The following is a 20,170-nucleotide window of genomic DNA, read 5'->3' as shown; positions in this document are numbered from 1 at the left end:
AACTTTCCTTCGCTGGTCAGTCGGCGAGGTGCACGGCGAACAGCTCCGCCGTGTCCGGAAGCCGGTCGGGGTGACCCGGGTCGATCGTCACGTGCTTGCCGTCGCAGTCGAGGAAGAGGACGGCAGGCCTCTCAGGGGGCTTCTCACCGCCCTTGCCCTCGTCGTCCTCGCCGCCCTTTTCCTTCGACGGCGAAGGCTTCGGCGCCTGCTTCGGCGGTGAGGCGTCCGGCACACAGAGCGGGGTGACGAGCGCCCTCGCCGTCGCGGTGGCCTTCTTGCCCTCCGTCCCGGGGATCACCGACTTGCCCACCCCTTTGAGGGACTCGACCGCGACGGTGAAGGACGGCGGCGTGTACGCCGGGGCGCAGTCGCGTACCGAGGCGCCATTGCTCTTCGCGAACCTCAGCGCCGCGCCGCAGACATCGACCGGCGCGGTCAACTGCCCGTCGAGGACGATGCCTTGCCACGCCGCGTCGGTGCGGAGGGCGTTCAGGAAGCTCGCGCCCAGCTGGTCGCGGTAGCTCTGCGCCGCCGCGAGGGCCGCGGCGTCCGCCGCCGTCTGCGCGCCGTTCTTCGTGGCTCCCGCCCGGCCGACCGTGAAGAAGGCCAGGGCGAGGAAGAGCAGGCCCGCCACCGCCGTGATGTAGAGGGGGAAGGCCTGCCCGGCGTCGGTCACCTGACGCGCGGAGGGCGCGCGCCTCACCCGGTGATCTGGGAGATCTGGTTGGTGATGGCCGTCGCGATCATCGTGCCGAAGTCGGTCGTCGTCAGCACCAGGATGATCGCCACGACCACGGCGATGATGCCCAGGTACTCGATCGAGGTCTGCCCCCGGTCGTCGTACCGGCCACCGCCGGGCCCTTGGTCCGCCGCGCCGCACCGGCCCGTTCCCCGCCCCGTCCTCCTGCCTGCGTCCCGGACGTCTCCCGGGCGGTGCCCCAGGCCGTCTTCCCAGAACCGCTTTCCCATCGTCTTCCCCTCCGTGGGCAGCCGGGCCCGTCCGGTCCGGCGGGTGAATCTCCGTGATACGACCCGCGTCCCCGTTCGCGGCACCAGAAAAGTACGCCGATTCGGCGGTGGCGGAACAGGTCACGTGGCAGCATTCCCTTCCTCTGTGGGGGAGTTGGGGCACCATGCGCCTCTTGAACCTCGCCCACCCCGCGCGACCCATAAGCCTCACCACCGCTCCGTCAGGCCCGTGGCGGACCCGTCGACGGGCGCCTCCGGGGACCCGTCGGAGGATGGCCATCCCCTATCCGATTGCAGAAGCGAAGACTCTTCGCGTATCCCGAACCGGGTACCGAGCCGCTCCGCCACAGCTCCCGCCCCCCGTTCGGCCTCCGTCGGGCGGGCTCGCTCCGAGCACGGCGCGGCGTGGTGCGGAGAGGTGTGCTGGGAGGCGTGCTGGGCGGCGCCGGGGTCGTACGGGGGCTGCCGGGGAGTGCCCTCCGGTGGCCGGGAGGGGCGGGGCGGGGTGTCCATGGGGTCTCCTTGTGCGGTGGTGCGGGCGAGGTGTGCGCAGCTCAATCCCCCGTGATGGAGCCGAGATCCGTGCCCGAGCCGAGGAAGAACCCCGCGATCAGCAGGATCATCGTGCCCGGAACCATGAAGGTGGTGACGACCATGGTCGCCTTCGGTACGGCCCGGGCCGCGCGGCGGCGGGCCTGCTGGGCGTCGGTGCGACGCATGTCGTTGGCGATGTCGATCAGCGTGTCCACGATCGGGGCGCCCAGCTCCTCGCCCTGCTGCAAGGCCGTGACGAACTGCGCCACCTGCTCGGAGTCGTTGCGTTTGCGTAGCTCGTCGAACGCCTGGCGGCGGCTGACACCCATGTCCAGCTGGCGCAGGGTGATCCGCAGCTCGTCGGCCCACGGCCCCTCGTACTTCTCCGAGACACGGTCCAGGGCCTGCCGGAAGCTCAGCCCCGCGCTCACCACCACCGCGAGGACGTCGAGGAAGTCCGGCAGGGTGCGCTCGATCGCGTCCTTGCGTTCACGCACCGCCACCCAGATGCCGACCTCGATCCAGAAGAGACCGAAGGCGACCAGCAGCAGCGCCATGAGGACGTGCCCTTCGAGCAGCATCACCAGCGCGCCGCCGAAGCCGAGGAAGCCGTAGACCGCGCGGCGTGCCGCGTACCGGTCGACCGTGAGGCCCCCGGGGTTGCCGGCCCGGTCGATGCGGGTGCGGACCTTCGCGACCCGTTTGCCGCCCATCATGCGCAGCACGAGAGGTGCGTAGCGCATGCCGAGCCGGTCGACGGCAGAGCCCACGGCGGTCGTCCGGGTCGCGCCGACCTCCAGGGCCAGCGCCAGGTCGGCGGGCAGCTTGGCCTCGCTGCGGCTGAGGGCGATGCCGTAGCAGGCACCCGCCACGGACAGCCCGATCAGCAGCGCCAGCAGAAGTCCCATCTTCGGCCGCCCCTCAGACGTCGATCTTGGACATGCGGCGGATGAGGAAGAAGCCGAGCCCGTACAGCCCGAAGGCGGCGACCACGGCCGCCCGCCCCGGGAAGCCGGCGGTCATCCGCTCGATCGACCCCGGCGCGATGCGGTCCATGAGCAGCAGCGTGCCGATGCCCATCAGGGGCACGACGTACGCCGTCACGGTCACCTGGGAGAGCTGGGTGCGGACCTCCCGCCGGGTCTCCTTCCGCTCCTCCAGGGTCGTCGTGAGGTTGCGCAGCGAGCTGACGACCGTGCCGCCGGCCGTGTGCGACAGCACCAAGGTCGTGACCAGGACGACGAGTTCACGCGACGGCAGCCGGTCGGCGAGTTCGTCGAGCGCCGCGTCGACGGAGTGGCCGACGGCCAGTTTGTCGGCGACCTTGGCGAGTTCCTCGCCCGCCGGGGCCTCCATCTCGTCCGCCGCCATGCCGAGGGCGGTCCGCAGGGCGAGTCCCGCCTGGGTGGCGTTGGCGAGGATGCGGGACAGCTCGGGGAGCTGGTTGATGAACTTCTCGATGCGTTTGCGGCGCTGCCAGGCGAGGAAGGCGGACGCGGACCAGACCGCGACGACCCCGGCCAGCGGGCCGAAGAAGGGCGCGAGGGAGGCGGCCGCGACGAGCCACAGCCCGGCCGCGGCGGCGAGGGTGCACAGGACGAACTCGGCCGGGGCGACGTCCAGCCCCGTCGAGGCGATCCGCGACTCCAGGCGAGCGCCGAAGCGGGTGCCGCGCAGCCTCCGGTCCAGGCCGGTGAAGTACCGCCCCCGCCCGGCGGGCGGCAGGCCGGGGGCGTCGGAGAGCCGGTCGACCAGCGCCTGGTGGCGGGCCCGCCCGGTGACGTACAGGTGCACGCCGGCGATGCCGAGGGCGCCGCACACCAGGGTGAGTCCGGCGGTGACGGTTGCGAGATTGTCCATACTGTCCATGTACGGCGTTACCTCTGTCCGGCCTCTCGGGGGCTGCGTTCGGTGGGTGACCCGGCGACGCCGAAGGCCGGTGGCACGGCCTCGTCGGCCAGCCGCAGCCGCTCCGCGACCCGCCCGGGAACGGGGAAGTGCGTGAAGTGCCCGCGGACGACGCGGTCCGCGCCCATCGGCCGGGCGTCGAAGCGGCAGACGGTGGCGAGGCGGTAGTCCTCCCGGCCGTGCGAGTCGAGGAGGGCGACCTCGGCGACACGGCGCGAACCGTCGGCGTTACGGGTGAGCTGCACCAGACAGTCGACGGCACTGTTGATCTGGTCCCGCAGGGCCTCGTACGGGATCTTGACCTCGGACATGGACGCCAGGGTCTGGAGCCGCATGAGCGCGTCCTCGGCGCTGTTGGCGTGGACGGTGGCCAGCGAGCCGTCGTGGCCGGTGGACATGGCCTGGAGCATGTCGAGGGTCTCACCGCCGCGCACCTCGCCGACGATGATGCGGTCCGGGCGCATCCGCAGGGAGTTGCGCACGAGGTCGCGGATGGTGATGCGGCCCTTGCCCTCGACGTTCGGGGGCCGGGATTCGAGGCGGATGACGTGTGTCTGCTGGAGTTGCAGCTCGGCCGCGTCCTCGACGGTGATGATGCGCTCGCCCTCGGGGATCAGCCCCGAGAGGGCGTTCAGCAGGGTGGTCTTGCCGGAGCCGGTCGGCCCGGAGACGACCACGTTGAACTTGGCGCGCACGAGGGCTGCCAGCAGCAGCAACGTCTGCTCGTCCAGCGTCCCCATGCCGATGAGTTCCCTCAGCGTGTAGGCGCGCGGGAAGCGGCGGATCGTCAGGGTCGCGCCGTTCAGCGCGAGGGGCGGAATAATCACGTTGACGCGCTCGCCGCTCGGCAGCCGGGCGTCGACCATCGGATTCGACTCGTCCACCCGGCGGTTGACCGTGGAGACGATGCGTTCGATGGTCTGCATCAGCTGCTCGTTGGAGGCGAACCGTACGGGGACGAGTTCGACGCGGCCCGCGCGCTCGACGAAGACCTGGTCGGGGCCGTTGACCATGATCTCGGTGACGGAGGGGTCCTCCAGGAGGGGTTCGAGGACCCCCAGGCCCAGTGCCTCGTCCACGACCCGGCGGATCAGCCGGTCGCGTTCGGCGGTGGACAGCACCGGCCCCTCGCGGCTGATGATGTGGCCGAGCACCCGCTCCAGCCGGGTGCGCCGCTCGGCGGCGGCCAGGGCGGACATCTCCGCGAGGTCGATCTCCTCCAGCAGCTTCGCGCGGTAGACGGGGACGAGATGGCTCGACTCCCGCCCGTCGGCCGGTGCTTCCGGTGCGACGATCCGCGCCCGTAGGCTCATGGCGCACTCCTCGCGGACGAGGGTGGATAGGGGAACCCGCCGGATTCCAGGGAGGCGGGGCACGGCATGGTGGCGCGGCGCGTGGTACTGAATCCGGTGCCGGGAATGAGCTCCGGGACGGTGACGGTGACGGTCGCGGTGACCTCACCGCCGTCCGGGCACGTCGGCGCGCCGACCTCGGCGCGGTCCGCGACCCAGCCGGTCATCGCGGACCGCGCCGCGGCCTCCGGGTCGGGGGGCTCCTCGCCCGGTGTCCGGTCCAGCGTCGCCGTCCGGGCGGCCGTCCGGGCTCCGCTGCCCGCCTGCTGGGTGGCGAAGGCGGCCAGCCCCAGCTGGATGGCGGCGAGTGCGACGATCAGCAGCAGGGGCAGGAACCCGAGGAACTCGATCGAGGCGATGCCGTGGTCCCGGGCGGGCGGACGGGCCACCGGGGGCGGCCGGCCGACGGAGCCGCCCTCGCCGGTGCAGCGGGACCGGAATCGCGCGCGCATCGCTCAGTCCTCCCGCGCCGCGCCGGCCGAGCTCTCCACCTGCCAGGGCCAGCTCACCGCCCCCGGAAAGAGCACGGGGACGTCCAGGGAGACCGTCGCCCGGTAGACGCCGTTCTCCTCGCCGCAGCCGATGCCGTCGCCGCCCCAGGCGCCGGGTAAGTCGGCCTGTGCCGCGGCCGCGCAGTCGCCGCCGACGGCTCCGGTCCGGGCGCCCTTGTCCGCCGCGTTCCCGGCGAGGGAGTAGGTGTAGCCGACCAGGACGCACTGCCAGACCACCGCCAGCACCACGAGGATGAGCGGCAGTACGCCCGCGAACTCCACCGCGACCTGTCCCCGGTCACCGCCGCCCCGTCTGCGGAAGCGGCTGGTCGGCACGGGGGCCAGCTGGTCCGGGCCGGTGCCGCCGCCGGTGGGAGCGGGGCCCCCTATGGCCCGCCGTCGGCGCGGTCCGCCCCCGAGCGGGCGGGCTGCGTGGGCGGCGTGGGCTCCGCCGTGCGCGAGCCGGGCGCCGGGGGCGTCGGCCAGCCCCAGCTCGCCCGCCAGCGTCCACAGGGCCCCTCGGACGGAGGACTTGGCGTCGAGGTCCTGCATCCGGCCGGAGTCGACGGCGGCCTGGAGCTCCTTGTACCCGGCGGGGATCGTGGTCCGCGCGGTCCTGGTGCCCGTGGTCCGTTCGACGAGGGGCGGCTGGATCTCGGCGGTGCGGGTGTGGCGGTTGATGACGGTCGTCGTCTCCTCGGCCTTGCGGATCTGGAGCCGGTCCCAGAGCCGGACCATGCGCTTGGCGGCCCGTACGGACACCACGTCCGGTGTCGTGACCAGCAGGGCGGTGTCGGCGGTCTCGACCACCGCGGCACCGGCGGCCGTGATCTGGGTGCCGCAGTCGACGACGACGAGTTCGTAGCGGCCGCGCAGCGCGGCGGCGATCTGGCGGGCGGCGAGGTCGCCGACGTCCTCGCCGCGCTCGCCCTCCGCCGGGGCGAGCAGCAGCCCGAGCCCGGTGGGGTGGGGGAAGACGGCGTCCTGCAGGACCCGGGGGGAGATGTCGTTGATGCCCGCCAGGTCGGCGATGGACCGGCGGAACTGGACGTCCAGGTAGGAGGCGATGTCACCGGACTGGAGGTCCATGTCGACCAGGGCGACCTCACGGCCCGCGGCGCACGCGGCGAGCGCGAGCTGGACGGCGGTGACGGTCGTCCCGACGCCGCCCTTGGCGCCGATGACGGCGACGAGCCGGCCGCCGGGCCCGCCCCCGGGGACGAGGTCGCCGGTACCGCCCAGATGCCGGCGGACCCCCCTCGCCCACTGCGCGGCGGCCTGGACGCGGGCCCCCAGTTCCTCGTAGGACAGCGGCGTTCCGACGAGGCCGCGCGCTCCGGAGTCCATCGCGGCGGCGTACAGCGCGGGCCCGGCGTCGGCGGCGGCCAGGACGACCCCGGTGGCCGGGAACCGGAGGGCCACCTCGCGGATGAGTTCGAGGGCGGGCACCGGTCCGATGCGCTCGTGCACGAGGACGACTTCGGGGAGTTCCTCGAGGGAGGCCGCAGCCAGGACGGCGAGCGTGTCGAGGAGCCGGGTGGTGTCCCCGACGGTCGGCAGTGGCTCGACGCCGGGGAGCTGCCCGAGCAGACCGCCGATGGAGCGGGCGGTGTCCGGATCGCCGATGGCCGGCAGGATTCTGATCGTCACCGTGGCCCCTTTGCCTCTCTTGTGCCGCTACTTGTCGCCGTCGAGGGTGTAGGTGCGGTCGCCTTCGCTGACCGTGTCGTCGCCTCCGGGTGCGACGAGGGCGAGCCGGACGTGCGAGGCGAACGACTCGGCGTACGCGACGCGCTGGGCGTCCTTGGTGCCGAGGGCGAAGGTGATCGGCACCGCGTCGCCGGCCGCCTTGCGCGTCGTGCCGCCCCCTCGGCTGCCGCCGTCGCGGTCGAGAGGGGTGAGCTTGCCGACGTCGATGACCTGGGCACCGCTGACGATGACCTTGGAGACGGGCTTGGTGCCCTGCTCCTTGGCGTCGAAGGTCGCATAGATGTTGACCTTCGCCCCCGGATTGATCTTGCCGGCGACCCCCGTCGCCGCGTCGATCATGATGGCGATCTCCTGCTGCCCGGCCGTCAGCGCCGGACGGGCGACGATCATGTCGCTCTGCAGCAGCGAGCCCTTGCGCAGCGGGGTGACGGCGATCTTCCCGCGCACCCGGGCGAGGTCGGTGACGGCGGTGGCGGGGAGCCAGCGCCTGGGCATCGAGACCTCCTCGAACTCGTCCTCCTCAAGGGTCCGGTAGGCGGGGACGTCGCCTTTCAGCCGGTAGGCGGTGACCTCGGGGCCCACCTTGGATTCGACGTCGTCGATGACCGAGAACACTCCGGCGAACGCGCCGACGGCGCAGAGGACCGACAGGAGCAGCAGGATGATCCCGCGGCGCTGGCGTGAATTCATGGGGCGGCGGACCTCATTCGTGGGCGTTCGTCGGCATGCGTCGGATGTGACCGGGGGTGCGGCCCGGCAGGGCCGGCGGCGACCGGGCTCACGGGCCGGGTGCGGCGGTGATCAACGGTGGCCGGGCGGGGCGCCCGCCCCGGCCCGTACCGGCGGGTCGAGGGCGCCCGCGGCGGTACGCGGCACGGCCGCCCGGCAGAACCCGCAGCGGTCGCCGATGAGTTCGAGCCCGCACCAGCGGCACTCCTCCCGTCGCACGGACGTGACGAGCTGATAGAGCACGGAGGGGTCCCCGATGGCGGCGGCGAACTCGACGGCCCGGCGGGTGCCCCACCAGCGCGCGGACTCGGCGGGGAGGACGGTCTCCTGGACGCCCTGGACCCGCCAGTGGGGGGCGACGGTGTCGAGGACCCAGTCCTCACCGCCGACGGGCCTGCCGCGGGCGAGGGTCAGCCGGGTGCCGAAGCCGGGGCCGTCGGGGGGCTCACCGGCGCCGATCCGCAGCAGCCGGGGCACGGGGTTGACGAGGACCCCGAAGCGGGCGCCGGGCAGCAGGGACGCCAGGTGGTCGCCGAGGCCGACGTCGGCCCTCTCCAGCCGGGTGACGCTGGAGAGCTGGGCTCCCGCGTAGATGTAGTGGGCGAGCAGCCGGGCGGCGGAGGCGAGCACGCCGGGGCCGAGGTCCGACACGGACAACTGCCGTAACTGGCGGGCCAGTACGCCGACGGCGAGCGGCGGCAGCGCGATGGGCAGCAGGGCTACCCGGTCGCTCTCCAGGACGGAGCGGATCGTGTGCAGGCGCCGGACGTACGGGCCGGGGAGCGCGTCGGGGTAGAGCACGATCAGATGGCCGCACTGGTCGAGCAGAACGCCCGCCTGGGTGACCGCGGTCTCCAGCGGCTGCGCTTCGGGCGGCTGGAACACAGCGGAGTGCGGAGTCTTCCCGTCGGGGGGCGGGAGCACCAGATCGGAGCTGGTGACTGCTATCGCGATGGGCACGTCGGCTTCCCCGTTCACTCCGGCCGCGGGGGGCTCCGGCGGACGCGGATCGATACTGCCCGGTGCTGGTGCCTCCGCACTTTATCCACGAATGGAGCGGCTGAGAACCGTTCTTCGGGCTTTGCCACCGGCGCCCCGGCGCGACGTGGACGGGAGTTCACCGACCCGTTCCCTGCCCTTGACGGAAGCATTGGTCTGGACCATCTTTACGCGCATACGGAGCCCACCACCCCCACGGCCATACCCCCAGGGCTCCGACCCACCCCCGCCAACTCCCTTCCCACCGGAGGCATTCGTGGATCGGGTACGTCACATCGGCCGCACCGGCTTCATCGGAGGAAGACGCCGACTCGGCGGCGTCCTCGCCGCCCTCGCCCTCACCACCGGCACGCTTCTGACCGTCGGCGGCGCGAACACCGAGGCGGTCGGCGCGCACGCGAAGGCCGCCACGACCGACCAGGCCAACCTCGTCAGGAACCCGGGCTTCGAGTCGGGGATCGCCGACTGGACCTGTTCGAACGGCAGCGGCCAGGCCGTCGCCTCCCCCGCGCGTTCCGGCTCGGCGGCGCTCAAGGCGACCCCTGCCGGATCCGATCACGCCCGATGCGCGCAGACCGTCACCGTCCGGCCCGGTTCCTCCTACACGCTGAGCGCGTGGGTCCAGGGCAGCTACGTCCATCTCGGCGCGAGCGGCACCGGCACCACGGACGTATCCACCTGGACACCCTCGGCGAGCGGCTGGCAGCAGCTGACCACCCGCTTCACGACCGGCGCGGACACCACCTCCGTCACCCTCTACACCCACGGCTGGTACGGACAGCCCGGCTACTTCGTCGACGACGTCGAGCTGTCCGGTCCCGGCGGCACCGACCCCGGCGACCCGATACCCGGCGCCCCGGACGGGCTGAAGGCCGGCGCCACGACGTCCTCGTCCGTCGCCCTGTCGTGGAACCCGGTCGGCGGCGCCACCGGCTATCACGTCTACCGGGACGGCACCAAGGTGCAGAGCGTCAGCGGCACTTCGGCGACCGTGACCGGACTCGCGCCCTCGACCTCGTACCGGTTCGAGGTGACGGCGACGAACGCCAAGGGCGAGTCCCCGAGGTCGGCGGCCGTCACCGGCACCACCACCGCCGGCAGCGGCAACGGCCCCGGCGTGCCCAAGCACGCCGTCACGGGCTACTGGCAGAACTTCAACAACGGCGCCACGGTCCAGAAGATCAGTGACGTACAGGATCAGTACGACATCATCGCCGTCGCCTTCGCGGACGCGACGGCCACTCGCGGGGCCGTCGACTTCACCCTCGACCCCGCCCTGAACTACACGGAAGAGCGGTTCAAAAGCGATATCGCCGCCAAACAGGCGGCGGGCAAGTCCGTGGTCATCTCCGTCGGCGGCGAGCGGGGAACAGTCACCGTCAACGACGCGGCCTCCGCGGCCAACTTCGCCGACTCCGTCCACGCCCTGATGCGGAAGTACGGCTTCAACGGTGTCGACATCGACCTGGAGAACGGGATCGACCCGACGTACATGACACAGGCGCTGCGCGCCCTGTCGGCGAAGGCGGGCAGCACGCTCGTCATCACCATGGCCCCGCAGACCATCGACATGCAGTCCACCTCGGCGGGCTACTTCAGGACCGCCCTGAACATCAAGGACATCCTGACCGTCGTCAACATGCAGTACTACAACAGCGGTTCCATGAACGGATGCGACGGCAAGGTCTACTCACAGGGTTCGGTGGACTTCCTCACCGCGCTGGCCTGCATCCAGCTCGAAGGCGGCCTCGCCCCGTCGCAGGTCGGTCTCGGCCTGCCGGCCTCGCCCCGCGGCGCGGGCAGCGGCTACGTCCCCCCGTCCGTCGTCACCAACGCGCTCGACTGCCTGGCCAAGGGCACGGGCTGCGGCTCCTTCAAGCCCGCCAGGACCTACCCGGACATCCGGGGCGCGATGACCTGGTCGACCAACTGGGACGCCGCGAACGGCAACGCCTGGTCGAAGGCAGTGGGACCGCACGTCCACGGGCTGCCGTAGCGGCCTCGCGGGAACGCGCGGGCGCCGGACGGGCCGCAAGGGTCCGTCCGGCGCTCGGGAACGCGGCGGTTACGGCTTGGGCAGCGTGCAGCCCGGCCGACCGAGGTCGATCTTGTTGCCGGTGCCGACGCACTTGGTTATCTGGTAGGTCTGCTGGGCGTAGTTGATGCCCTTGCGGACCGTGACCTGGCCCTTCTCGTCCACCTCGCACGGGTTGTTGACCGTGCAGCGCTCACCGCTCTCGTTGCCGGTGTTGTTGATGGCGACGACCTTGCCGGAGTTGACGTCGATCACCGGCGATCCGGACGTGCCGCCTATGGTGTTGCAGGCCGAGGTGTAGCGCAGGGAGTCCTTCCAGGTCCAGTCCCCCTCCTTGAGCCGGTACACGAACGCGTCGGCGTTGCAGGAGTAGATCCGCTTCCAGTAGCCGGAGACGACCTTGATCGCGGTGCCCGCGGTCGGGTGGTCACCCGACAGGGCGAGCGCGTTGATGTTGTACCGCTGCTTGATCTGCGCGTACGTGGTGTTGAGCTCGTAGAGCGCGACGTCCGTGTCGGTCATCGTGCCGTACGCGAGCTTGGTGGCGCGCAGTGTCGCGACCTTGCCGGCCGTGGAGTTGAGCAGGCTGAACGTACGGCTGGAGGGCTTGTCGGTGAGGACCTCGCCGGGGCCCGGCATGCCGCTCTCCAGACAGTGGCCGTTGGTCATGACGAGAGCGGGGTCGTTGTCGGCCGAGCCGGGCATGCGGATCAGCGAGCCGGAGCAGTTGCTGAGCGCGACCGTACCGGCGAAGTCCACTGCCTTGGGCTTGACTTCGGCCTGCGGGGCCGCGGCCGTCACGGCCACCGCGCTGTCCGCCTTCTCCTGCGAGGTCGCGAAGGCGGAGGTCGTGCCGACGCCGACGGTGGCTCCGGTGAGGAGGAGCGTCGCGAGCGCACCGACGAGAGGTCGTCTCATGGGGGGTGGTCCTCTCTAGACCGACGTGCTTTCGGTTTTGACGTGTTCATTGTTGGTACGGGTGGGGCCGATGAGCAATCAACCGGACGTAAGTGCGAGCGAAGTTGGCTGGATTCACCCACCACCGGCGTATTGACCGTTGCATGCCAACTCTCGAACACTGGGAAGGCTCACACCCCCCACCCGTCGCACTAACGGACCCTCCAGGAGACCGCATGCGACTGCGTTCCCAGGGCAGATGGGCCACCGCCCTCGCGGCCCTGCTCACCCTGGCCCTCGCCGCCCCGGCATCCCCCACCACCGCGGAACAGGCCCAGGAGTACGAGGTCACCGGCGCGCGGACCGCCGCCGAGCGCACCGCCCTCGCCGCCACCGGCGCCTCCGTGGACGCCGTCCGCGAGCAGTCCGTCGTCATCACGGCGGACGACGCGCAGGCCGACGCCGTACGACGGCTCGGCTACCGGCTGAAGCGACTGGCCGGTCCGCCGGAGCGGAGCGGCGGCGGCAAGGTCAAGCCGTACGACTTCCCGCCCGCCGACTCCGGCTACCACAACTACAACGAGGCCCTCGCGGAGATCAACGCCGGGGTCGCCGCGCACCCCTCGATCATGTCGAAGAAGGTCATCGGCAAGTCCTACGAGGGCCGGGACATCATCGCCATCAAGATCAGCGACAACGTCGGCACGGACGAGGCCGAGCCGGAGGTGCTCTTCACCCACCACCAGCACGCACGTGAGCACCTGACCGTGGAGATGGCGCTCTACCTGCTCAAGGAGTTCGGCACTAAGTACGGCAGCGACGCGCGTGTCACCAAGATGGTCGACAGCCGGGAGATCTGGATCGTGCCCGATGTCAACCCCGACGGCGGGGAATACGACATCGCTACGGGGTCGTACCGCAGCTGGCGCAAGACCCGCCAGCCCAACGCCGGCTCCTCCTCGCGCGGCACCGACCCCAACCGCAACTGGGACTACAAGTGGGGCTGCTGCGGCGGTTCCTCCGGCAGCGCGGGCTCCGAGACCTACCGCGGCGCCGCCCCCGAGTCGGCGCCCGAGGTGAAGGTCGTGGCCGACTTCGTCCGCGGCCGGGTCGTCGGCGGGAAGCAGCAGATCAAGGCCGCGATCGACTTCCACACCTACAGCGAGCTGGTGCTTTGGCCGTTCGGCTACACGTACAGCGACACCGCTCCCGGCATGACCAAGGACGACCGCGACGCCTTCGCGGCCATCGGCAAGTCCATGGCCGCCTCCAACCGCTACACGCCCGAGCAGTCCAGCGACCTCTACATCACCGACGGTTCGATCGACGACTGGCTGTGGGGCAACCAGAAGATCTTCGCCTACACCTTCGAGATGTATCCCGGCCCGAGCGGCTCCGGCGGTTTCTACCCGCCCGACGAGGTGATCGGCCGCGAGACCGCCCGCAACCGCGACGCGGTGCTCCAGCTCCTGGAGAACGCGGACTGCATGTACCGGGCCATCGGCAAGGAAGGGCAGTACTGCGCCCAGTGAACGCACGACGCGGAACGCTCCCGCCCCGCCGGATCGACGGATCCGGCGGGGCGGTTCGGCGTCGGTGCCCGGCCCGGCTCAGCCGAGGACGGCCAGGGCGTCGATCTCGATGAGCAGCCCCTCGGGCAGGCCGACGTACACGGTCGTACGGGCCGCCGGAGCCTCCTTGAGGTCGGCGAAGTAGTCGTCGTAGAGCGCGTTCATCTCGGCGAAGTGCGCGGTGTCGGTGAGGTAGACGCGCAGCATCATCACGTCCTCCCACGTCGCGCCGCCCGCTTCGAGGACCGAGCGCACATTGGCGAGCGTCTGCAGGGTCTGCTCGCGCAGGGTGGGGCCGGCCACGGTGGGGGGCTGCCCCGGGACGGCGGGCAGGAAGCCGACCTGCCCGGCGACCTGGAGGATGTTGCCCTTCCGCACTCCGTGCGAGAACTTCGCGGGCGGGGTGGTGTGGGTGGCCGGGGTGAGGGCGGTCTTCACGGTCATGACAGTGCCTTCGCAGGGTTGGCGGGTGGGGTGCTTCCGGAGTACTCGGCGCTGATGGCGTCGGCGGTACGGCGCAACAGCGGGAGCAGGGCGAGGAGTTCCTCGGCGGTGACGACGACGTTCGGCGCGGAGATGGAGCAGGCGGCGACAACACGTCCGTCGGTGCCGCGGATGGGAGCGCCCACGCAGTTGATGGACTCCTCGTGGCCGCCGAGGTCGGTGGCCCAGCCCTGGTCCCGCACGGCGGCCAGTTCCTTCAGGAACGCGGCGGCGTTCGGCGTCGACCGGGAGGTGTAGGCGGGGTAGTCGAGCCGCTCGGCGACGGCACGCCGCTCGTCCTCGGGCAGGTCGGCGAGAAGCAGCTTGGCGACGGCGGCGACGGTGATCGCGACGGGCTTGCCGATGCGGGAGTACATGCGCACCGGATAGCGGCTCTCGACCTTGTCGATGTAGAGGACCTCGTTCTCCTCGTACACGGCCAGGTGGACGGTGTGCCCGCACCGTTCGTTGAGGGCGGCGAGATGGGGGTGGGCGATCTCCCGGACGTCGAGGTTCTCGACGGCCTGCTGGGCGAGGGCGAACAGCCGGGTCCCGAGCCGGTAGCGCTGGTCCTGCTGGCGGTAGACCATGCCGTGTTCGTGCAGCGTGCGCAGCAGGCGCAGCGCGGTCGACTTGTGGACCCCGAGCCGGCCCGCCACCATCTCCAGGTTGGCGGGCCCCTCGGCGAGCAGCGGCAGGATGCGCAGGGCGCGGTCGACGGTCTGGCTCATACGGTGTGGTCCTCCACCTTCGCGGACCGGTCCTCGGCCTCGGCGGGACACCCGGTCCAGCCGGGGCCGAGTCGCAGTCTCTCCCAGCCGTCGGCATCGAGGGCTGCCCATCGGTCGGCGTGTGCCCGGCCGGGCGGCTCGCCGAGATCACCGGGCGCGGTGAGGGCCGCGGCGGCCATGAGGTGGCCGTGCCGCAGCCGCTCGTGGAGCGACAGCCCCCGCAGCGTCCCGGACAGGAATCCCGCGGCGAAGGCGTCACCGGCCCCGACGGGGGCGACGACGTCGACGCGGAGCGCCGGCGCCGAGACGACGACATCGGCGTCGGCATCGGCATCGGCATCGGCATCGGCAGGGCGCGGGGTCGCGGCCCGGGGGCGCGCGGCGTCCCGCCGCGCGAACACCGTGGCGCCCGCCGCGCCCCGTTTGACGACCAGCACCTCGGGCTCCGGGAGGGCGGCCCGGACGGCGGCGGCGTCGCGCAGGCCCCAGGCGGCGGCCGCCTCGTCCTGGCCGACGAAGACGAGGTCGCAGCCCCGGGCGAGTTCGGCGAGGACCTCCGGGCCGTTCGTGGTGCCCTGCCACAGGCCCACCCGGTAGTTGACGTCGAAGGAGACCACCGGGCGGCCGGGGTGCCGGGTCGTCAGTTCACGCATCAGGGCGAGGCAGCCGGCGGAGAGCGCCGCGGTGATGCCCGTCAGGTGCAGAAAGCGTCCGGAGCACGCGGCGGCGCGGATGTCCCGGCCGGGAGCCATGGCCGAGGCCGCGGAGCCGGACCGGTAGTAGACGACTTCGGCGAGGCGCTCGTCCGACGTCGATCCGGGGCCCGGTCCGCGTGGCGGTGCCACATCGACCGCCCGTTCACCCGACGTACGGAAATAAACGCCGGTCGGCCGGTCGGGATCGCGCCGGACCGCGGAGGTGTCCACGCCGTACGCGGCGATCGCCGCCAGGAGGTGGTCGCCGAAGCCGTCGGCGCCGACCCGGCTGACCCAGCGGGTGCGGTGGCCCGCCCGGGCGAGCACACAGGCGACGTTCGATTCGGCGCCGCCGATGCCCCGGTCGAAGGACGGCACGTCGGCGAGGCGCCCCGGGCCCGAGGGACGGAAGGTGACCATGGACTCGCCCAGGCACACGACATCGACATCGTGGGACCGGCTGTCCAGGGGCGGTGCCGGGGCGACTGCGGTCACGGCCCTCCGCTCCTTGATCCGCGCTTTACACGCATTCTGTGACGGTCTCCCAAGGAGTCCCGGACACCGTTGACCGGGCGCTTGCCCGGATGTTAGACAGCACCGAGCGCTACACGCAATGGGTGTTGCACATGCTGCAACCTACTTCTCTGGAGGCTCTCTTGGCCGCCCACGACGCCGTCACCCGCCTCGCCCAGGACCGGGTGGACCACCGCTTCAAGGGGCTGCCCCCGGACGCGGAGGGGCTGACCGTCGGCGAGCTGGCCGCCGAGCGCCGCTCGCTGTTCACCGGCGGCTTCACCACGCCCGTGCTCGCCCTCTCCGCCGAGGCGCTCGCGCACAACCTCGCCCTCATGGAGCGCTACTCCACCGAGCACGGCCTCGCCTTCGCCCCGCACGGCAAGACCACGCTCGCCCCGCAGCTCTTCGAGCGGCAGATCGACCACGGCGCCTGGGGCATCACCGCCGCCGTCCCCACCCAGGTCCGCGTCTACCGCGCCTTCGGCGTGCGGCGGATCTTCCTCGCCAACGAGGTGGTGGACGCGGCCGCGCTGCGCTGGATCGCGGGCGAGCTGGCCGCCGACCCCGGCTTCGAGCTCATCACCTACGTCGACTCCACGCGCGGCGTCGAGCTGATGGACGCCGCCCTGCGGGACGCCGGCGCCGGGCGCCCCCTCGACGTCGTCATCGAGCTGGGCGTCGCGGGCGGCCGCACGGGCGTACGGACCGAGGCCGAGAGCCTGGCCCTCGCCGAGGCGGTGGCGGCCACGGACACCCTGCGCCTGGTCGGCGTCGCCTGTTACGAGGCGGAGGTTCCGCAGGCCGACGGCGAGAAGGTGCGCGCCTGGCTGCGCCGGCTCACCGCGCTCGCCGTGGAGCTCGACAAGGCGGGCCACTTCGCGGGCGTGACGCAGATCGTCGTCAGCGCGGGCGGCAGCGCCTGGTTCGACGCCGTCGCCGAGGTCTTCGCGGAGATCCCGTCGCTGTCCGCACCGGTGCTCAAGCTGCTGCGCTCCGGCGCGTACGTCACCCACGACGACGGGCAGTACCGACGCAAGACCCCCTTCAACCGCCACCCGGAGGAGGGCGCCCTCCAGCCCGCCTTCCGGCTGTGGGCGCAGGTCGTCTCGCGGCCCGAGCCCGGCCGGGCCTACCTCAACGCGGGCAAGCGCGACGCCGCGTACGACCTCGACCTGCCGGAGGCCCAGGTCGTACGGTCCGCCCGGGACGGCTCGCTGCGCCCCGCCGAGGGGCTGAAGGTCACCGCGCTCGCCGACCAGCACGCCTTCGTCGAGGTGGCGGAGGGCACGGAGATCGAGGTCGGGGACTGGGTCGGGCTGGGCCTGTCGCACCCCTGCACGGTCTTCGACAAGTGGCAGATGATCCCGCTGGCCGAGGCGGACGGAACGGTCACGGACTACATCCGCACGTTCTTCTAGCCCTCTGCGCCCCCTCGCCGGACGGGCTCGCCGTTTCCGCGGCCCGTCCGGCGGGAGGAGACGACGGAGGACAGGGAACGTGAACGGCAAGCCCGTCCGGAGCCAGTCCGGAGCCCGTCCGGCCAAGAGAAGGGCACGCACCTATGGACCTCGTCATCCGTGACACGCGCGTCATCGACGGCACCGGCGGCGCCTCCTACCGGGCGGACGTGGCCGTCGCGGACGGCCGCATCGCCGCGATCCACCGGGAATCGGACGGTCACCGCCCCGGTGGCACCCGTGTCCTGGACGCCGACGGCCTGGCGCTGGCGCCCGGCTTCATCGACATGCACGCCCACAGCGACCTCGCCCTGCTGCGCGACCCCGGCCATGAGGCGAAGGCCGCGCAGGGCGTGACCCTGGAGGTCATCGGCCAGGACGGGCTGTCCTACGCGCCGGTCGACGACCGCACCCTCGCCGAGGTCCGTACACAGATCACCGGCTGGAACGGCGACGGTCACGACATCGACTTCACCTGGCGGAGCGTCGGGGAGTACCTCGACCGTCTCGACCACGGCTTCGGCGGCGAGGGCATCGCGGTCAACGCCGCCTATCTCGTGCCGCAGGGCAGCGTCCGGATGCTCGCCGTGGGCTGGGAGCGCCGCGCCGCCACGGCCGAGGAGACCGGGCGGATGAAGCACCTGGTCGCCGAGGGCCTGGAACAGGGCGCGGTCGGGCTCTCCTCGGGGCTCACCTATACGCCGGGCATGTACGCCACCGACGCCGAGCTGACCGAGCTGTGCCGGGTGGTGGCCCGCTACGGCGGCTACTACTGCCCGCACCACCGCTCCTACGGGGCCGACGCGCTGCGGGCGTACGAGGAGATGGTCGCCCTCACCCGCGAGGCGGGCTGCGCCCTGCACCTGGCCCACGCCGTCATGAACTTCGACGTGAACCAGGGCCGCGCCCCCGAGCTGCTGGACCTTCTCGACACCGCGCTCGCTGCGGGCGCCGACATCTCCCTGGACACCTATCCGTACACCCCGGGCTGCACGACGCTCGTCGCGATGCTGCCGAGCTGGGCGGGCGAGGGCGGGCCGGAGGCGGTGCTGGCGCGGCTGCGCGACGACGCGACGGCCGAACGGATCCGGCGGGCCGTGGAGGTCGAGGGCGCGGACGGCTGCCACGGAGTGCCGATCGACTGGGACACCATCGAGATCTCCGGTGTCGCGGACCCGGGACTGGCCGACCACGTCGGCCGGTCCGTCGCCCGCAGTGCCCGCGAGCGTGGCGAGGAGCCGTGGAGCACGGCCCGCCGGCTGCTGATCGAGGACCGGCTGGGGTCCACGATCCTCCAGCACGTCGGACACGAGGAGAACGTCCGGACGATCATGCGGCACGCGGTGCACACCGGCGGCAGTGACGGCATCCTGCACGGCGAGAAGCCGCATCCACGCGCGTACGGCACCTTCCCGCAGTACCTGGGCCGGTACGCGCGGGAGCTGGGCGTACTGCCGCTGGAGGAGTGCGTGGCGCATCTCACGTCCCGTCCCGCCGCCCGGCTACGGCTGCCGGATCGGGGTGTCATCCGCCCGGGATTCCGTGCTGACCTCGTTCTCTTCGACCCGGAGACGGTGGCCGCCGGTGCCACTTTCGAAGCCCCTCGGACGCTTCCGACCGGCATTCCATATGTCCTGATCGATGGTCGCTTTGTGATGGAAGACGGGCGGCGTACGGACGTCCTGGCGGGGCGCGCGGTGCGGCGCACGCCGGTCGGCTGATCCGGTGCGCGTGGGCCCCGCCGGTGTGAGGCACGCCCGCCGAGAAACAGTGCGCGCCTGATTTCGTGCCCCCGTATGGTGGCCGTCATGCAGGTGATCCAGTCAACGAAGCTCGCAAACGTCTGCTACGAAATCCGTGGCCCGGTGCTCGAGGAGGCCATGCGGCTGGAGGCGGCAGGTCACCGCATCCTCAAGCTCAACACCGGCAACCCCGCGATCTTCGGGTTCGAGTGCCCGCCGGAGATCCTCGAGGACATGCTGCGCAATGTGGGTGACGCGCACGGCTACGGCGACGCCAAGGGGCTGCTCTCGGCCCGGCGCGCGGTGGTGCAGCACTACGAGACCAAGGGCATCGAGCTGTCCGTCGAGGACGTCTACCTCGGCAACGGCGTCTCCGAGCTGATCCAGATGTCGATGCAGGCACTGCTCGACGACGGCGACGAGGTGCTCGTCCCCGCCCCGGACTATCCGCTGTGGACCGCCTCGGTGTCCCTGGCGGGCGGTACGGCCGTGCACTACCGCTGTGACGAGCAGTCCGACTGGATGCCGGACCTCGCCGACATCGAGCGCAAGGTCACCGACCGCACCAAGGCCATCGTCATCATCAACCCGAACAACCCCACGGGTGCCGTCTACGACGACGAGATGCTGCGCGGCCTCACCGAGATCGCCCGCCGCCACAATCTGATCGTCTGCTCCGACGAGATCTACGACAAGATCCTCTACGACGGCGTGACCCACACCCCGACCGCCGCGATCGCCCCCGACCTGCTGACGCTGACCTTCAACGGTCTGTCCAAGTCCTACCGGGTGGCGGGCTACCGCAGCGGCTGGATGGCGGTCTGCGGCCCGAAGGCACACGCCGACAGCTACATCGAGGGTCTGACGATCCTGGCGAACATGCGGCTGTGCGCGAACATGCCCGCGCAGTACGCGGTGGCCACGGCCCTCGGCGGCCGGCAGACGATCAACGACCTGGTGCTGCCGGGCGGTCGGCTGCTGGAGCAGCGCGATGTGGCGTACGAGTTGCTGAGCCAGATCCCGGGCGTCAGCTGCGTCAAGCCGAAGGGCGCGCTCTACGCCTTCCCGAGGCTCGACCCGAAGGTCTACAAGATCAAGGACGACCGGCAGATGGTGCTGGACCTGCTCCGGGCCGAGAAGATCATGGTCGTGCACGGCACGGGCTTCAACTGGCCGGAGCCCGACCACTTCCGTCTGGTCACCCTGCCGAACGCGAAGGATCTGGCGGACGCGGTGACGCGGATCGGCACCTTCCTCGACGGCTACGGCCAGACGTGACGGGCGATTACAGCCCGCCGCACGCCGAACCCAATCTGTAAGCAAAACAACTTTAGACGCCGTCTAAGTTAGG

Annotated in this window: 18 protein-coding genes; 5 read left to right on the top strand and 13 right to left on the bottom strand. The window is 71.6% G+C overall.

What is annotated here, in order from left to right:
• Positions 1–16: 16 nt before the first annotated feature.
• The 9 genes from AB8O64_RS23060 to AB8O64_RS23020 all read right to left on the bottom strand — a co-directional run bounded on the left by AB8O64_RS23060 (position 17) and on the right by AB8O64_RS23020 (position 8,653).
• Positions 17–703, bottom strand: a complete 687-nt coding sequence (locus AB8O64_RS23060) for a pilus assembly protein TadG-related protein (protein WP_370421080.1) — start codon at positions 701–703, stop codon at positions 17–19.
• On the bottom strand, positions 700–969 hold the full coding sequence (locus tag AB8O64_RS23055; protein ID WP_370424072.1) for a Flp family type IVb pilin: 270 nt from the start codon (positions 967–969) through the stop codon (positions 700–702). The genes AB8O64_RS23060 and AB8O64_RS23055 overlap by 4 nt, the downstream gene beginning before the upstream one ends.
• A 554-nt stretch (positions 970–1,523) precedes the next feature.
• Positions 1,524–2,411: a DUF5936 domain-containing protein gene (locus AB8O64_RS23050; RefSeq protein ID WP_370421078.1), complete on the bottom strand. Its 888-nt coding sequence runs from the start codon at positions 2,409–2,411 to the stop codon at positions 1,524–1,526.
• 13 nt (positions 2,412–2,424) lie between these two features.
• Positions 2,425–3,363 (bottom strand): type II secretion system F family protein, encoded by a 939-nt coding sequence (locus tag AB8O64_RS23045; RefSeq protein ID WP_370423942.1) that lies wholly within the window; start codon positions 3,361–3,363, stop codon positions 2,425–2,427.
• A gap of 17 nt (positions 3,364–3,380) precedes the next feature.
• Positions 3,381–4,724 carry a CpaF family protein gene (locus tag AB8O64_RS23040; RefSeq protein WP_370421077.1) on the bottom strand — a complete coding sequence of 448 codons (1,344 nt, stop codon included), beginning with the start codon at positions 4,722–4,724 and terminating at the stop codon, positions 3,381–3,383.
• Complete coding sequence (locus tag AB8O64_RS23035; RefSeq protein WP_370421076.1) at positions 4,721–5,215, bottom strand: TadE/TadG family type IV pilus assembly protein; 495 nt, start codon at positions 5,213–5,215, stop codon at positions 4,721–4,723. The genes AB8O64_RS23040 and AB8O64_RS23035 overlap by 4 nt, the downstream gene beginning before the upstream one ends.
• 3 nt (positions 5,216–5,218) lie before the next feature.
• Positions 5,219–6,904, bottom strand: a complete 1,686-nt coding sequence (locus AB8O64_RS23030; RefSeq protein WP_370421075.1) for a TadE/TadG family type IV pilus assembly protein — start codon at positions 6,902–6,904, stop codon at positions 5,219–5,221.
• A 27-nt stretch (positions 6,905–6,931) separates the two neighbouring features.
• A complete protein-coding gene (gene cpaB, locus AB8O64_RS23025; protein ID WP_370421073.1) occupies positions 6,932–7,654 on the bottom strand; it encodes a Flp pilus assembly protein CpaB in 723 nt (240 codons plus the stop codon).
• A gap of 111 nt (positions 7,655–7,765) precedes the next feature.
• Entirely contained in the window at positions 7,766–8,653 is an 888-nt protein-coding gene (locus tag AB8O64_RS23020; RefSeq protein ID WP_370421071.1) for a hypothetical protein, read from the bottom strand.
• A gap of 295 nt (positions 8,654–8,948) precedes the next feature.
• Here AB8O64_RS23020 and AB8O64_RS23015 point away from each other — a divergent pair, with 295 nt between their 5' ends.
• Positions 8,949–10,688, top strand: coding sequence for a chitinase (locus AB8O64_RS23015; protein WP_370421070.1), 1,740 nt, complete (start codon positions 8,949–8,951; stop codon positions 10,686–10,688).
• A gap of 69 nt (positions 10,689–10,757) precedes the next feature.
• Here AB8O64_RS23015 and AB8O64_RS23010 read toward each other — a convergent pair whose 3' ends face one another.
• Positions 10,758–11,645 carry a serine protease gene (locus AB8O64_RS23010; protein ID WP_370421068.1) on the bottom strand — a complete coding sequence of 296 codons (888 nt, stop codon included), beginning with the start codon at positions 11,643–11,645 and terminating at the stop codon, positions 10,758–10,760.
• A gap of 215 nt (positions 11,646–11,860) precedes the next feature.
• On the opposite strand from AB8O64_RS23010, the gene AB8O64_RS23005 reads away from it, so the two are divergent.
• Entirely contained in the window at positions 11,861–13,156 is a 1,296-nt protein-coding gene (locus AB8O64_RS23005) for a M14 family metallopeptidase (RefSeq protein WP_370421066.1), read from the top strand.
• A gap of 78 nt (positions 13,157–13,234) precedes the next feature.
• Here AB8O64_RS23005 and AB8O64_RS23000 read toward each other — a convergent pair whose 3' ends face one another.
• From AB8O64_RS23000 to AB8O64_RS22990, 3 genes are read right to left on the bottom strand one after another with little or no spacing between them, the layout of a single operon-like run.
• Positions 13,235–13,639, bottom strand: a complete 405-nt coding sequence (locus AB8O64_RS23000; protein ID WP_365209552.1) for a RidA family protein — start codon at positions 13,637–13,639, stop codon at positions 13,235–13,237.
• The gene (locus tag AB8O64_RS22995; RefSeq protein WP_365209555.1) at positions 13,636–14,409 is read right to left on the bottom strand and encodes an IclR family transcriptional regulator; all 774 of its coding nucleotides are present in this window, start codon (positions 14,407–14,409) and stop codon (positions 13,636–13,638) included. The genes AB8O64_RS23000 and AB8O64_RS22995 overlap by 4 nt, the downstream gene beginning before the upstream one ends.
• Entirely contained in the window at positions 14,406–15,524 is a 1,119-nt protein-coding gene (locus AB8O64_RS22990) for a sugar kinase (protein WP_370423941.1), read from the bottom strand. The genes AB8O64_RS22995 and AB8O64_RS22990 overlap by 4 nt, the downstream gene beginning before the upstream one ends.
• 206 nt (positions 15,525–15,730) lie before the next feature.
• Here AB8O64_RS22990 and AB8O64_RS22985 point away from each other — a divergent pair, with 206 nt between their 5' ends.
• The 3 genes from AB8O64_RS22985 to AB8O64_RS22975 all read left to right on the top strand — a co-directional run bounded on the left by AB8O64_RS22985 (position 15,731) and on the right by AB8O64_RS22975 (position 20,097).
• A complete protein-coding gene (locus AB8O64_RS22985; RefSeq protein ID WP_370421063.1) occupies positions 15,731–17,038 on the top strand; it encodes an amino acid deaminase in 1,308 nt (435 codons plus the stop codon).
• Between the two features lie 143 nt (positions 17,039–17,181).
• Positions 17,182–18,798: an amidohydrolase family protein gene (locus tag AB8O64_RS22980; RefSeq protein ID WP_370421062.1), complete on the top strand. Its 1,617-nt coding sequence runs from the start codon at positions 17,182–17,184 to the stop codon at positions 18,796–18,798.
• A gap of 87 nt (positions 18,799–18,885) precedes the next feature.
• The gene (locus tag AB8O64_RS22975) at positions 18,886–20,097 is read left to right on the top strand and encodes a pyridoxal phosphate-dependent aminotransferase (protein WP_356450374.1); all 1,212 of its coding nucleotides are present in this window, start codon (positions 18,886–18,888) and stop codon (positions 20,095–20,097) included.
• Positions 20,098–20,170: the final 73 nt, after the last annotated feature.

Origin of the sequence: Streptomyces sp. QH1-20, from assembly GCF_041283565.1 — a bacterium.
In the GTDB taxonomy this organism is placed as follows: Bacteria; Actinomycetota; Actinomycetes; order Streptomycetales; family Streptomycetaceae; genus Streptomyces; species Streptomyces syringius.
Note: the sequence above shows the minus strand (reverse complement) of the source record. Positions and strands in the feature narration are given on the sequence as shown.